Annotated in this window: 14 protein-coding genes; 6 read left to right on the plus strand and 8 right to left on the minus strand. The window is 50.2% G+C overall.

Features of this window, described 5'->3' with window-relative positions; translation table 11 throughout:
* Entirely contained in the window at positions 1-1,029 is a 1,029-nt protein-coding gene (locus AC07VV_RS26495) for an MraY family glycosyltransferase (protein WP_495037933.1), read from the minus strand.
* 732 nt (positions 1,030-1,761) lie between these two features.
* Here AC07VV_RS26495 and AC07VV_RS26500 point away from each other — a divergent pair.
* Genes AC07VV_RS26500 through AC07VV_RS26525 form a run of 6 tightly spaced genes read left to right on the plus strand, consistent with a single transcriptional unit; the run spans position 1,762 to position 6,972 of the window.
* A complete protein-coding gene (locus tag AC07VV_RS26500) occupies positions 1,762-2,541 on the plus strand; it encodes an ABC transporter permease (RefSeq protein ID WP_096821037.1) in 780 nt (259 codons plus the stop codon).
* A gap of 5 nt (positions 2,542-2,546) precedes the next feature.
* Complete coding sequence (locus AC07VV_RS26505) at positions 2,547-3,290, plus strand: ABC transporter ATP-binding protein (RefSeq protein ID WP_176504855.1); 744 nt, start codon at positions 2,547-2,549, stop codon at positions 3,288-3,290.
* 4 nt (positions 3,291-3,294) lie between these two features.
* Entirely contained in the window at positions 3,295-4,431 is a 1,137-nt protein-coding gene (locus AC07VV_RS26510) for a DegT/DnrJ/EryC1/StrS family aminotransferase (RefSeq protein ID WP_495037934.1), read from the plus strand.
* Between the two features lie 2 nt (positions 4,432-4,433).
* The gene (locus AC07VV_RS26515; RefSeq protein WP_495037935.1) at positions 4,434-5,255 is read left to right on the plus strand and encodes an NAD-dependent epimerase/dehydratase family protein; all 822 of its coding nucleotides are present in this window, start codon (positions 4,434-4,436) and stop codon (positions 5,253-5,255) included.
* An 8-nt stretch (positions 5,256-5,263) separates the two neighbouring features.
* The gene (locus AC07VV_RS26520; protein WP_096821033.1) at positions 5,264-6,244 is read left to right on the plus strand and encodes an ATP-grasp domain-containing protein; all 981 of its coding nucleotides are present in this window, start codon (positions 5,264-5,266) and stop codon (positions 6,242-6,244) included.
* Between the two features lie 41 nt (positions 6,245-6,285).
* A complete protein-coding gene (locus AC07VV_RS26525) occupies positions 6,286-6,972 on the plus strand; it encodes a metallophosphoesterase family protein (protein WP_495037936.1) in 687 nt (228 codons plus the stop codon).
* Positions 6,973-7,397: 425 nt separating this feature from the next.
* On the opposite strand, the gene AC07VV_RS26530 is transcribed toward AC07VV_RS26525, so the two are convergent.
* The 7 genes from AC07VV_RS26530 to AC07VV_RS26560 form a co-directional block, all read right to left on the minus strand.
* Entirely contained in the window at positions 7,398-7,796 is a 399-nt protein-coding gene (locus AC07VV_RS26530) for a hypothetical protein (RefSeq protein ID WP_495037937.1), read from the minus strand.
* Between the two features lie 590 nt (positions 7,797-8,386).
* Positions 8,387-9,238, minus strand: a complete 852-nt coding sequence (locus AC07VV_RS26535) for a class I SAM-dependent methyltransferase (RefSeq protein ID WP_495037938.1) — start codon at positions 9,236-9,238, stop codon at positions 8,387-8,389.
* A gap of 107 nt (positions 9,239-9,345) precedes the next feature.
* Entirely contained in the window at positions 9,346-10,266 is a 921-nt protein-coding gene (locus AC07VV_RS26540; protein ID WP_495037939.1) for a glycosyltransferase family 2 protein, read from the minus strand.
* 78 nt (positions 10,267-10,344) lie between these two features.
* On the minus strand, positions 10,345-11,679 hold the full coding sequence (locus AC07VV_RS26545) for a glycosyltransferase (RefSeq protein WP_495037940.1): 1,335 nt from the start codon (positions 11,677-11,679) through the stop codon (positions 10,345-10,347).
* The gene (locus AC07VV_RS26550; RefSeq protein WP_495037941.1) at positions 11,676-12,932 is read right to left on the minus strand and encodes a glycosyltransferase family protein; all 1,257 of its coding nucleotides are present in this window, start codon (positions 12,930-12,932) and stop codon (positions 11,676-11,678) included. Before AC07VV_RS26550 ends, AC07VV_RS26545 begins: the two co-directional genes overlap by 4 nt.
* Before the next feature lie 178 nt (positions 12,933-13,110).
* Positions 13,111-14,082: a UDP-glucose 4-epimerase family protein gene (locus tag AC07VV_RS26555; RefSeq protein ID WP_495038010.1), complete on the minus strand. Its 972-nt coding sequence runs from the start codon at positions 14,080-14,082 to the stop codon at positions 13,111-13,113.
* A 5-nt stretch (positions 14,083-14,087) separates the two neighbouring features.
* Positions 14,088-15,008 (minus strand): glycosyltransferase, encoded by a 921-nt coding sequence (locus AC07VV_RS26560; protein ID WP_495037942.1) that lies wholly within the window; start codon positions 15,006-15,008, stop codon positions 14,088-14,090.
* Between the last annotated feature and the right edge of the window lie 9 nt (positions 15,009-15,017).

The following is a 15,017-nucleotide window of genomic DNA, read 5'->3' on the forward strand; positions in this document are numbered from 1 at the left end:
CTACGTTGTAGGGACGGGACGCTCCAGCTCACCCGCGCGATACTTGATGGCAATCAGTAACAGGGGCACATACGCAATCGTCAGAGCCGCTGCGCCATCAACATCAAAATACACGACCGAAAAAGCCACGGGCAGTAACCAGAATACATTGATCAACAAGACCCCAAGCGTCACCGGAAGATGCTTGCCATAGAGGCGAGAAGCGTACTGGTAAGCATGACTTCGATGAGCCTCATAAACTTTGTCCCCTCGCACCAACCGGCGCAACAGCGTAAATGTCGCATCAACGATGAAAACACCCAGCAGAATGTTCCAGACCCAGAACCACCTGGAATCAACACTAGCAGCCGCCAGCGAAATACCACCTAAAATGATGCCCAGGAAACCGCTGCCTGCATCGCCCATGAAAATTCTGGCGGGCGGAAAGTTCCAGATCAGAAAACCCGCCACCGCCAGGGACAACAATAGCGGAACCCAGATCAACACTGACTGACCATCAAGCACGTAAAGCAGACACGCCCCTACGCAGGCACTGATCGCCTCGACACTGGCGATGCCATCGATACCGTCCATGAAGTTGTAGAGGTTGAGCATCCACACCAGATAGATCGCCGCAATGACGGCACCGCTCCAGCCCAGATGAACGGTCAGCCCGAACAGCTTGATCGTCTCGAAACCGTCAAGCCAGAAAACCATCCAGGCTGCCGCACAGAAATGCCCGGCAAGCCGCCAGCGAGCGGCAATGTGGCCGTGATCATCCATAAACCCGATAACCGCTATGACGACTCCCGCCGCCGCCATCCCGAGAAAGGTGGCAAGACTTGTCAGCGATTGCCCGTACAGAACGCAAAGTCCCAGAAGAAACACGATCACAATCGAAACGCCGCCGCCCCTCGGCGTCGCAACCGAATGCGAACTGCGGGCATTGGGAATATCCATCAGACTGCGTGCGAGCGCGTATTGACGCAAAAGGGCCGTCAGCACGAACGATGCGACACCCGCGCCAATAAAAAACCACCAGAAACTCATACTCGACCGGGCTCCGAAAAAGTCGGCTAATTTGATACAACACTGCGCTCAGACAGCCCCGGGAGAATGCTCTGTCAGGCTTCAACCTGATCTCGCCGAAGCCCTCTCTTCCTTTGGCATGTGCCCGCAACAGCGCAGGTGATATTGATCAGTGCCACCGGCACATGATTGCCCTTCGTGAACGGTCAGCCGCTCCTTCAACGACAGCCAAGGATAATGCCCCCTCGAGAGAACCTCCACACCTTCACATATCAAGCACATCGAGCCTGGCTGCTGCGCAGGACAAGTGCACAGACCACCGGCCCGAATACACACAGCCAGCCCAATGTCGGTACACAAGCCAAACCTGGCCAATCACTGGCACAGCATGGCTTTCACCGCTCGTCGCCCCCCGCGCAAATGGGTGGCTGGCTTCATTCGATCGATACATGCTGGTATGCTGTCGCGCGGTCCAGGCAGGCTGATTCGGAATTCCGAAAGAAATGGAGGTGCTAGCATGTGTAAAGCCGAAAAAGCGATTATCAGCGAGCGGCTGAAACAATCAAACTCAACTGCATCATGCACCACGCTTTCGGGACATGATTCTTTTGCGGACATGGATATGTTTTCTTGATACCCGGGCAACATTCAACACAACGGTATCAACAAAGCACTTGGCAGGCCGTCCATATGCAAGGGCGACCTCTTTTTGAGAAACATGCAATCTGGCCTTTCGCCTCGGAATAAAACATTGTGTTCAGCATTTTTTTTAAAGAACTATTCCAATACAAATTAGTGCTCAAGCAGTTGATTTGGCAACAATTGACAATGCGTTACAGAAGGACCGCCCTCGGCTTTTTCTGGACATTGTTAAACCCGCTACTGACCATGGTCGTGACCTCTGTCGTATTTTCGATGATCATGAAATGGCCACTTAAGACATTTGCAATTTTCCTGTTCTCGGGGCTCGTACCTTTCACGTTATTCTCGAACTGCCTGGCCCAAGGTATGCAGGCATTGCTGGCCAACGAGTCATTAATCAAGAAAATCCACATACCGAAACAGATATTCGTCATTTCCACCTCGATAAGCCTGTTGGTCGACGCTATCTTCAGCACGATCTGCCTGTTCATCATCGCCCTTGCGATCGGCGCTCCTTTTACCGCTTCGCTCTTTATCCTGCCAATAAACTTCCTGTTGCTATTTGCCTTTGCAGTAGGCCTGGGACTGGCATTGAGCATCGCGACCGTTTCGTTCCGTGACCTGCCCAACATCGTGGGTGTGATACTCCAAGCCCTTTACTACCTGACGCCGATCATCTACCCGCTCTCTTTCGTCCCGGATACCTACAGATGGATCTTTGCGTTGAACCCGCTGACGCTGTTCATCGAAATCTTCCGACTGCCTATCTATGAAGGCTCCCTCGCCGGGCCCGATGTTTATGCAAAGGTTGTGACACTGGCAATTCTCAGCTTGCTTTTGGGTATATACATATTCAAAAAGCATGATCGATACATAGTATTCAAGTTGTGATCGATATGAACTCAAGTATCTCGATAAAAGATCTAAATCTAAACTTCCGCCTGTACCATGACAAAGGACAGTCGCTGAAGGAATTCTTTGCTGGGCTGCTGAAGCGCCACAACAAAAGCAAATACACGGAATTCCGCGCACTGAAAAACCTCAATCTCGAGGTCGTTCATGGCGACCGGATCGGGATTGTGGGCCACAACGGAGCAGGGAAAAGTACGCTGCTGAAAGCCATTTGCGGCATTTACTGCGCAACAGAGGGATCTGTAACGGTCAATGGCCGAATTGCCCCTCTACTGGAAATTGGAGCAGGCTTCAACGTTGAGCTGAGTGGCCGTGAGAACATCTACCTCAACGGCGCGATCCTCGGCTACAGCAAGTCCATGCTCAAAAAGATCGAACCCGAGATCATTGAGTTCACGGGTTTGGCCGAGTTCATTGACACCCCTGTGAAGTACTACTCCACAGGGATGTACATGCGCCTGGCTTTTGCTATCGCCACTGCCGTTCATCCAGACATTCTTATTCTCGATGAACTTTTTGCCGGTGGTGATGCAGAATTCATCGATAAGGCTCTGGCACGCATGCATGATTTCATTGATAGCTCTAGCATCATGGTATTCGTATCCCATCAGCCCGACTTGCTGCGCAAGCTGTGCAATAGAGTTATCTGGATCGATCACGGCAGCATCGTCGAAGATGGTGAGCCAGATGTCGTTATTAAAAAATATTTGAATAATCACGCGGGGTGATACTGTGGCAACGCAACTTTTTGTTCCAAACTTCCGAGTCGACGAATGCCTTGAAGGCATCCGCGAATGCCTGGAAAAAGGCTGGACCGGTCTGGGCTTCAAGACAGTCGAAATGGAAGAGGCCTGGAAAACCTACACAGGCCTGCCGCATGCGCATTTCCTGAGCTCCAACACGGTTGGCCTGCACCTGGCATTCCACATGATGAAGACGAAGTATGGCTGGGGCGACGATGCCGAAGTCATCACTACGGCGCTGACCTTCGTATCGACCAACCACGCGATCATCCAAGCCGAACTCACCCCGGTTTTCGCTGACGTCGACCAATACCTCTGCCTTGACCCGGTCGATGTAGAGAGCAAGATCACCGACAAGACCAAGGCACTCATCTTCGTCGGCCTGGGCGGTAACGTCGGCCAGTACGAAAAAGTGCTCAAGCTGTGCAAGGATCGCGACATCAAGGTCATTCTGGACGCCGCTCACATGGCGGGCACCCGCGTTGACGGCAAGCACGTTGGCCACGACGCAGACGTCACCGTATTCAGCTTCCAGGCCGTAAAAAACCTGGCGACTGCCGACTCCGGGATGATCTGCTTCCGTGACAAGGAAGACGACGAACGTGCGCGCAAGCTGGCATGGCTCGGGATCAACAAGGACACATTTGCACGCACCGCCAGCCAGGGTGCCTACAAATGGAAGTACGACGTGGAAGAGCTGGGCTTCAAATATCACGGCAACTCCATCATGGCCGCCATCGGTCTGGTCTCGCTGAAGTACCTTGACCGCGACAACGCCTATCGCCGCCAACTGGCCGACTGGTACCTGGAAGCCCTGGAAGGCGAAACACTGATCGAGCCTGTTCTGGTTTCGCCAGGCTGCGAATCGTCCCGCCACCTGTTCCAGGTTCGTGTTGCAAAACGCGATGAAGTACTGATGGCCATGAATGAGCACGAGATCTACCCAGGCGTGCACTATCGCGACAACACCGAATACCGCCTGTACAGCTCGGGTGCCGGCAAATGCCCTGCCGCACACAAGGCCAGCAATGAGCTGATCTCTCTGCCGATGCACATGGGCGTCACCAAGAATGACGTAGAGTTCATCGTAGAGACGCTGAAGAAAGTAGTCCAAGCGGGTCTCTGACCATGAATCTCCGATGCAAATATTCAGCCGGTTACCGCATTGCGGTAACCGGATCAACCGGATATGTCGGAAGCAAATTTCTGGAGTCTTTCGAGACTCCAGATTTTGTTGAGACTGACTTTACTCAACTTCCAGCTGGCTCATTGATTGTTCATCTTGCGGCAAACATGAACAATACAAGCAGCGCACTTTCTGAAAACACCCTCATCGACACGCTGGTACTGGAACAGGTCAACGAAAAACATCGTGGCTTGATCTACGCTTCCACCAACAACGTCTACCCCTACGCCTTGAACTGCCGCACTGGCGACAAGCTGCGCTGCAACGATTACTACTCTGCCTCCAAGGTCTTCGGCGAAAAACTGTTCGAAGATCTGATCAGAGCCCCCTTTGTCTCGGTAAGAATTGCCGATGTCTTTGGCGTAGGCCAGAAACACGGAAACTTCTTCAAGGCAATCGAGCAAGGCATCCGCCAGAAGAGCAGTCTCGCTCAGTACGGTGCAGGCCTCAAAAGACGCACGTATGTCCACATCACTGAACTGGTCCAATTATTGAAATGGATTGCGACAGACGGATTTGATCTGGCATCGACAACACGCGCTCTGAACACTGGCTACGCCGACTCTGCCAGCATTGCCGAAATCGTGGCGCTGGCCGCCGAAATGACCGGGCTGGAAGTCATCAACAAACACATAGAAAATGATCTGTCGGCTTTTGACGTCAGAACCATGCAGCCGACAATCCTGCCAGGCTATGCCCCTCAGTGGAGCTCTTTCAAAAGTGCTTTCGCTGGCTATGTCGAAGAAATCAATTTACAGGTTTAACATAGAACATGAATATTCTGATTACCGGTGCGGGCTCTGTAATGGGACAGAGCATTTACAAGGCCTTGGCATTTCACGATTTTGGCGAGCCTCTGAACATCCACTTCGCCAACAGTGAAGAGCTGGGTGCCGGGCGCTTTTTTTCCCTGCCCTCAGCACCTGTAGTCAAGACGCCTATATTTCCTCTGGCGGCATCCCCTGAGTATCACAGCCACCTGCGAAACTATGTAAAAGAGCACGACATTCAAATTGTGTTCTCCGGCACCCAGCACGAGCTGGCGGCGGTCGCCAACTATCGCGATGAAACACTGCGAGCCGCAACGCTCTCCTCAAGCATCACTGACATCTGCATGGACAAGGTCTCCACGTCAGCCGTGCTGGAGCGACATGGCATCAGAGTTCCAAAGACCAGCTCGCTGAGTGAGTACCTGGAGTCCGGCAACATCTCCGGCCCGATTGTAATCAAACCGAACCATAGCTCCTCTTCTCGCAGCATCTATAAGGTTTCCGGGCTTGCTGAAGCCAAGAAGCTGATCGCGGAAGAAAACATCAAAGTTGACTCCTTCCTGGTTCAAGAACTGTTGACAGGCAACGAGTACACTTGCGGTTGCTACGTTGACCGTTACACCAAAGAAATCAACCATATCATTTTCAAGAGAACACTGACGCCGGACGGCGCCACCTCCTATGGTGAAATCGTTCTGGATGAAAGCATTTCCTCTTATCTGAATAATATCGGCAAGGCACTGATTGAAGAGGGCTTGGACTTTGGCCACTTCAACGTTCAGTTGATCCAGACCGAAACCGGTCCCGTTTTGTTTGAAATCAATGGTCGCTTGAGTTCAACCGAGGCCTCCAAGGCATACTACGGCTACAACTCGTGCGCAGCCTTTGTATACAACATCGTTAAGCAAGAACCTTTCAACGGCTGGAAGATTGCACAGTCTGGCCGATTCCTGCGTTACTACGAAGAGCTGTACTTCGAATAATGAGCAGCCTCCCCTTGCTGTTACCTTATCGTGGAGAGCCCGTGTACATCATTGCCGATGTACACGCCAACCTCCCCGCCCTGCAAGCGGTATTGGACTCAATACCGCCCTCGGCGGATATCGTTTGCGCTGGCGACCTCCTGGGCTACTACACCGAGCCGAACGAGGTTTGCCAGTTACTGCGAGAACGCAAAGTACATTGCATCAAAGGCAATCATGACAAATACGTACTGGGCGAGCTCAGCTATTCCGACAGCCGAGAATCGAAGTACAGAATACAGAGCACACGAGAATCGCTGACCGACGAGAATCTGGAATGGCTTTCATCACTCCCGGACGCTCTGGAACTGCGCTTTTCAACCGATGAAAAAACCACGCCTGTCGATACAGCCCTGTATGTAGCGCACGGAAGCCCACATAACGCTGAAGAGTACATCTATAAGGATACGGAGATAGGCTTTGCCTGGCCCGACGCAATGGACTACCTGGTGCTCGGACACACGCACCATCCAATGCAACGGCCAGCCGGAAGCGGAATCATCGTCAACCCGGGTTCTGTAGGCCAGGCCAGGGACAGAATTCCCGGTGCGTGCTACGCGTCTATCGATGCGCACTCAAGAACTGTAGAGTTCTTCAGAGCAAATTATGATATCGATGCCTATAAAAACAGACTTCGAAAAGCAGGCATTCAAGAAGCCATGATCGAAATCCTGTCAAGAACCGCGTAAACCCTTGGCATCTCAAGGTAGCTTGGCCGAGGAGGAGATTCATCCTTCCCGGCCAAGTCTCCCATACAAGTCGCAATCCGCTTCGACCACACACTGCTCTATAAGCAGCATGTCAAAGACTAGAAACCGGCTTACACGGGAGCCACTTCCATTCCCTCCTTGCTTACCCCCTTGTTATCTTTCTTCTTGTACATCCTGATAAATGGATATTCCACCAACAAGGAAACAAGATAAGAAAGAAAAACACAGATTGCTATCCGGATTATAGACAATCCGTGATTGGTAAACATATCAGACAACCACTTGAGCAGTCCGTCATTGAGATATCTATTAGTTGTCTCGAAGAACAGTATATGAACCAGGTAAAGCGGGTACGACAGCCGAGAGCCACCACACCGATTGCGATCTGACGTCAGTAGCAAATCTCAGGTAAGCCGCCGTCGGGACACCGACCACCAGTTTGTCATACCGGAATGGAATTGAATGAAGCTTGCGAAATACCAACTGGAATCGTCGGGTGCAAAACCCGATGTCATCGCAGCTCGTACTGCCATACCTGAAAGAAAAGCAACAACCAGTGTAACTGGCATCAACCATGGCCTCTTACCTGAAAGGTAAGACACCACAACAATCGCCAGCGGGGCAATCAAGTAGAACATTTCCTCAATGACCAGACTCCATGAGCCGCCGGGAATGTACGCATCATTGATATTGAAGTAGCCCGGAAAGAAGTAAGGCCCGTAGTTTGCAGAAACAACATCCCCGAAAGCATGCTTTTCAAAGCTATAAAATCGAACACCCCACCCGCTTTCAATACAAAACATAAAAGCATAGAAAAATAATAAACTGGAAGTATTCGTAAAGCTCTCTTCTTGTAGAACTCGACAAAATCGAAACGACCCGATGCTATTTTATCGAGAATTATTCCACCGATCAAAAAACCACTCAGTACAAAAAAATGTCTACGCCTATCCAGCCGACAGAAAAAAATGAAAGTGGAAAAGAACTACAAGCGCAACCGCCAGCGCCCTTAAACAATCGACACCCGGATACGCACCTGCACCGGTCAATAGCCCCAGTGCTCCTTGATATAACCCATTGCAGACAATCCCCTGGCCTGGCTAAATAGTTTCTGATTTGTACCGTCGTACAGGAAGCGGGGTGAACAAAACCATCCGTCTTCCGACGGAGCTCTGTCCTTGTTTGCCCTTGATCGGGAGAGGTGTTGTGACACCGCCACAGCTCCTTATCCTGAAACCAGGCAAAAAGGCGATCACCCACCCGCCGGCGAGAGCTTTTACTCGTCTAATACAAACGGACTTAGTGAAATCCCGGCATCCTGCTCACTAAAAATAGCAACCATTCTGCCGGGACTTAAAGGTGCAAGACAGCTGGTCGTAGCGTCTTTGTTCGACTACCCCAGGGCATCAATCTTGCGACGAAGATCCTGAATAACGGCATCTAGCTCATAAACCAGGAAGTTGACTGGAGTCAGAACCCCGTCAACACTGAAAATACTTCCGTCTTTTCTCGTAGTGGTCACTACACTTTTCGCAGTACGGAGCTCTGAATCACCCACTTCTCTTGCTTCAAGATAGGCGATTTGATTGTTTATGTGCTGGAGCTGCTGCTCAACAAACGCAAACGGATCATCCTTGGTCCCGACAGGACCTGTTTCAGGACGTACAGGACAAGGTTTGACTGCTTCCAGGGAATAGGCGATCTGATCCACCACGTTCATTTTCGAGGAACGCGCCAAAAACTTCTCTTCGTCGGAAGAGTCCACATATTCTGGAAAGTAGAAATAGGATACTGACAAGGTCTTGAACTCAATACCAATTTCACTGTTCGCAGAATATCTCAGCCCCCAATGCGGGCAACTGGGTGAAGCATACTCGTGCTTCGCCATTGCATCCGTTTCCGAATCGGAGGAAAAGAACCGAAACGTATGTTCGTTGAAACAGATGTTGTTGTTGTGAAATGGATTGGCCAAGTTAGCGGTGGTTGTAAAATAAGGAACAACGATCTTGAGTTGACCAGCCGGCTTCAATACCCGATAGCACTCATCCATAACATGGAGAAAGCCTTCGATCGTCAAATGTTCTAGAGTATGAGATGAAAAAATGAAATCGACACTGCTGTCCTCAAAAGGGAGACGTTCCTTATTGAGATCGAGCGTAATATCGGCATCGCTCATCGCAGAAAAGTCAATGCCGATTGCCCCGGTGATTTTCTTCCTTCCACAGCCAATATCAAGAACTACCATAAATAAAACCTACTCATATTTGATATGACTCTAAGCGCTATACACGTAGATCACGATGCAAGCCACTTACCTTACACACCCGAATGACCGGACGCCCCCGACAACGCTTATTTCATCTTGCCAGTGACACCAGCTATACCGTCCCGCGCACCACGAAGCATCATCTTAACGCACGCCATTCGATCCGAAGAAAAAATACCAAAAAAAACAAGTGCTCTCAGGCATCGTGCAAGGTCGGCTATTTTCCAACGTAGCGGCATGTAGGATCTTTGCTGAAGCAGAATGCTATTGCGGAACATATAGTAATAACGAAAAGGTGAATGGTACGGAACGGTTCGCCAACGAAGAAACCAGAATCTGGCTCTACGATCACCCAACGAATGCAACATGATCGCGTCGTTTACGCCAAACAGCTTGAGCCCCATAGACTTCGCGCGCAAGCACCATTCAGTGTCGACGTGATCGATAAACAGGCTTGCATCCACGCCCCCGACCTTGGCGATAGCCGAAAGGGGAATCAGCGATCCAGAGGAAATTAGAAAGTCTGCCTCGACGACTCCGCTGTCAGGAGCACAGTCTATTCGAGAAAAACCGAAATACCCGATCCGTACAAAACTGGACAACCTGCCGCCGTCGAAGTCTTTGTAACCTGGCGCAACCGCTGCCAAAGGAACACCGGATGACTCCAGTTCCCTCGCTGCTGAAAGCAGCTTCACAACCATATTCTTCTCAGGGCAGCTATCCTGATCAAACAGTACGACGTAGGTGGCGTCGGAAGCCTTGGCATATTCAATACCAACGTTCTGCGCATGACCGATACCCAGGTTTTCACCAAGACTGAGAACAGCAGGTTTGCTTTCAATGTCTAGATTGCTGACAAAAAGCTCCATCGAATCCGACGACCCATTGTCCACAATGACAATGCTATCGACCTGCTCGTTTAAAGACTCGACCAAATTCCTCAAGTTGCCCAGATCTGGAAAGAAGGTAATGATCACTGCGCATACAGATGGGACTTGTTTTTTCATATAAAACTCGACTGCTCATGCCCATTTATATAGTTACGGAACGTCAAACTACACGACCTCAAACCTGGAACTCCTCATTTAACGCAAACGTCTCCACACAGCAGCGAAAATCGATAGAACTCCGCCGGAAGCATAACGACGTCGCAAACGAAAGAAAAAACCTGTTGATTGATTGGCGCTCACGTAGTGCGACCGGACCAGCGATCGGTCAGGTGCAACAGTCATTGTCCCGAGCCTTTCAAGCAAAGGGTGTACTACAGAGTCCCAGCGAAACCTTTCTGAATAGTTGCGAACGTTTTCCTGGTATCTTTTATGCTCGTTTTTATCAGTCATCAAGACCGTTATAGCTTGAACCCAGCCCTCAAGGTCTTCAAAACCGACGGATATGCCCGTCCCCTCAGGAATCAGAGAATCACCAAACACATCGCCTTGTGTTGCGATGATCGGCAAGTCACACCAGAGATAATCCAGCATGCGAGTTCGAAACGAGAAGCGCGTCTCGGGATTGTCAAAGTGAGAACTTATACCGACATCTGCATCAAGCAGAAAATTATGGCGATCGTCATAGTCCACCCAGCCAAAATTAAAGTGAACAAATTTATCGATCAACCCGAGCTCGGTGGCCAGTTCGACTGCGCGAGCACACATATCATGCTGAGCAATACTGGCATTTGGATGCTTGACCCCAATGAACACGAGATGCACTCGTGCACCTTCCGAAATCAAGCGATGGACAGCCTTGATAGGCGTCAATGGATCAAACCATTGATACAACCCTCCTCCCCATACAAGAACAAAATCATCTGCGGGGATATTAAAGGTTGAGCGTATCGCTCGCCTGGTCGGTTCAGGCCGCTGGGACGACAATCCAAATGGCAGCAGCGATATCAGGTCGGAAACATCGGCGTGACTCGCTTGCGGCCAACGGTCTGCGTTGACTCGTCCGGCCAACGTCAGTGCACCCAGCCAGAATTCCCTCTGTTTTTCACTTGCACAAAGGAAATGATCTCCGTACACGAGTTGCTCAAGCAGCACATCGCATAAAAAATTGCTGGTCATTCCTCTTACATTAAGGCTTACACCTTCCGATGCCTGATGATATTCAAGTGGAACCGGGCAATAAAGGTCTACCACAAGGCAACCTTTTAAATCCTTTAAAAAAGGATGAGATCTTAAAGCGTCACCTTGAACTATCAGAAAGTCCGCACTTTCTGCTGTCGACTTGAAATCCGCATCCGAGAACTTTTTTGTTTCGAACAACACGTCAACCAACGGCTGAGCCTTTGGCGCATACACTTTGACATCGAAGCTTTGTGAAAGAACTTTTGCTATTTCCACACATCTGATTGCCGGCCCGGCCATTTTGAGCCCGACGACATCATTACAGACGATCAAAACAGTTTTTTTCCTCACATTATACTCGACTTCAAGATATACAAGCCGGTAGCAATCAATGCAAAAAAAGCAAAGGTTCTTACCACTTTTCTAACAGGCGCCCTGCTCAAAAGCGACTTCAGCTTTCCTTTCAAGACAAATCCATATATAGAAGTCGCTGTAGCGGCCTCCATTCGCTTGGCAACGCGTGACATGCCACTCAGATGGAAATGTTTTACATAGTTGAACCGAATCCTGGAGGACATCAAGCATTCAGAATCATGAGAAACGCTATCGAGCGCCTCGCGCCAGGCTGGAATAATCGATTCATGCGAATGGTTCAATTCGACATACTTGAAGGACTCTTCCTTTATCGTATCGCGCAATTGAGAACTATCAACGAGGCGCTTGATAGCTTCCACCCAATCGTCGACGTTGTTATCAACCAACAGGCCAGAGCGCTCCGACACTACACACTCGACATAGGGAGTCGTATTGCTATAGATAGCGGATATTCCGCACCCACCGTACTCTCTGAACTTATTGTTCGTTTTGGAAGAGTTGAACTGACTTTCCATCAACGGCGCCAATCCGACAGTCCAGTTTCGCCCCATTTTGAATTCAAGAAATTTGGAATAGTCCGAAAAACCCGGAAACCACTGCACATTATTCAAGTTGCGCAATTCATCGGAAACACCACCAATGAACTCAAAGCGAATTTCAGGCCGCTCCTTTCCTAATTTCTCAACCACTTCCTGAAGCAGCGCAAACTCTTCTTCCTTATAGCCACCGGCGTACCCGACCACCGCGTCTCTTGCAGGTTTTACTGTAAGTTTTTTTGCAATCTTACGAATCAGTGAAGTGTCAAAAGGGACTGGCAACAACTCACATTTCACATCAGGAAATCTTCGATTGATAAACTCGGCAAATGTTTTGTTGTGCGTAATTACGAAACTGGCATTCTCAACAAAAGCGTCGAGCGACATGACGACTTCTGCCGATTGATAATAACGCGCCAACGCTCCCGAGCCGGTGATCTTCCAGAAATTGTCATCAATGTAATATGCATAGGGAATACCATGCTCGCGCAAGTACACCGGCAACCAGTCGTATCTTGGATCACAAATCCGACAAAATATGTTGACACCGCTGACGAGGGACGACCAGCCGACAGTGCTTAGCAGTCGGGTATCGCAGTTATCTTCACCGCTCACATCATTCAGCAGACGCGAAACAATTCTTGTCGTCGAAATATCACCTTCAATCCAGAAATTTATTTTGCTGAATGACATACATAACCTATAAAAGTAAAAATAGTCTAACCCGTTAATCCGAAGTATCTCGCCGCGTACAGCAAGACTCAATCAAAGCTTCACATTTAAAACATTCCCGTCAGCAAGCAGCGTTACATCTACAGAGCGCCATTCGACCAGCGGCACCGAAGAATGAGAATCCAGATTCTTCATGGTTTCAGGCACGGTGCTTTACCAATGCTTCCTGATAGTGAATGGCCGTCTGACGCATGGCTCGATCTGAATGTATCGGTGGAGCCCACCCCAGTAACTCATAGTTCTTGGAGATGTCAACCTGCAGTGAACCGCAGACCCGACTTGCAACCGCTTGCTTGCCCAGCAGCGCCGCCACAGACAGTATCAGCCACTCTGGCAAGGCAATCAGCCGGGATCGCTTATCCAGAGCGTTCGCAAGGCTGTTCAATAACTGAGGAGTGGAGAGATCCTGACCATCGCTAACCAGAAATGTCTGATTAGCCGCTGCAGGATGATTGATACACGTGACGATAAAATCCACCAGATTGCCCAGCGCAACCAGACTTCGCTGGTTGCGTATGCCACCTAAAGGCAGTGGGACACCTCTGTCGAGCCAGCGCAACATATTCAGAAAATTGGCTTTGACACCAGGCCCATAGACCAGTGGAGGACGAATGATCACAAGCTCCATTGAAGTCTCCAGTGCCAGTTGTTTCAGTGCTTGCTCGGCCTCGTATTTGGAGACTCCATAGGGGTCTTGGGGAGCAGGCACATCATCCGCGCTGAACGGTTTCCCCGGAAGAGTGCTTTCCCCATTGACCTTGATCGAACTGATGAAAATGAAGCGCCGCACTCCTGCTTCCGCTGCCTGCTTCGCCAGTCGCAAGGTTCCTTCAACATTGACCTTGCGAAACTCAGCGAGGGCATCCCCGGCAAGTTCATTCATCACATGCACTCGCGCGGCCGTATGAACAACAACATCCACGCCATTCAAATCAGGCCGGTGACTCGGGTTATCCATGTCAAAAGACACAGTGGGGCATAATCCCTGCAATTGCGTAGCACGACGCGCGGCAGCGATAGGCGTGTATTTTTTATCGAGCAACAGGCGCATGACCAGCCGCTGCCCGACAAACCCGCTGGCACCGGACACAAAAATGTTCGGCTTTGGCACGATGCTCAAGACTTGCTCCCCAACAATGCACTAGCCCAACAGATAAAGAAGAAGAAGACCTTATCCCTTACCCGACGCCTGCATTGCCAAGCCCTGAAGGAAAGCTTGACCAGTTTCATCCCACGCAACTGCCGAGTATTGACTACCGATGGCGCCTGTTCAGGCGTCACCAACGTTGCGATGAGTTCAACCTGACTGAACCACCAGCCGTCATGGATGGTTTTATAGCGAGTAATCAATGGCCGTAGACCGGTATTGGCACCGATTTGATTACGCTCGTGCTGGCGATAATCCATAGATGCCCCTGGATCGATATACCAGCGATAGCCGTTGCTTCGCGCATAGGCATAGCAATACCAGTCATGCAGGCTGACGCCTTGCAGTTGCTGCCAGTTCGCAAGCATTGAAGTCTTTAAAGAGCCCGCCAGAGCGTTACTCATTACGTAAGTACAACCCGGCCCGGCAGCCTCGAACAAATAGTCCAGATCGACCTGTGGCTGCGCTTTGTCCAGAAGGACAGTCTTGCCATCAGGCCAGAATGCAGTGACGTTACTGGAGTACGCATCAACGCTTTGCTCTGCAATGCTTTGAGTTGCACGAAGCAGCTTGTTCGAATGCCAGATGTCATCTTGATCTGAAAAGGCAATGAAGTCGAACTTAGCGAAGTCGACATCGCGGATAAGCCGGAAGAAGTTGCGCGACGCACCGCCAAATCGCCCGGAATCCGGGAGGATCACCACACCGGGATGCTCAGTGGCGTACGCTCGGCACAGCGCTTCCGTACCGTCTGATGAGGGATCAATACTGATGTAAACAGTTACATCGACTGCTGATTGATTGAGGATTGAGGAAAGTTGTTCCTCAATCCACGGTGTTCCATTGTAGGCAGCCAGTAAAACTGCAACCTTCGGATGTTCTACTGGCATGCCGTTCCT

This window comes from Pseudomonas sp. GW821-FHT02C04 (assembly GCF_059421845.1).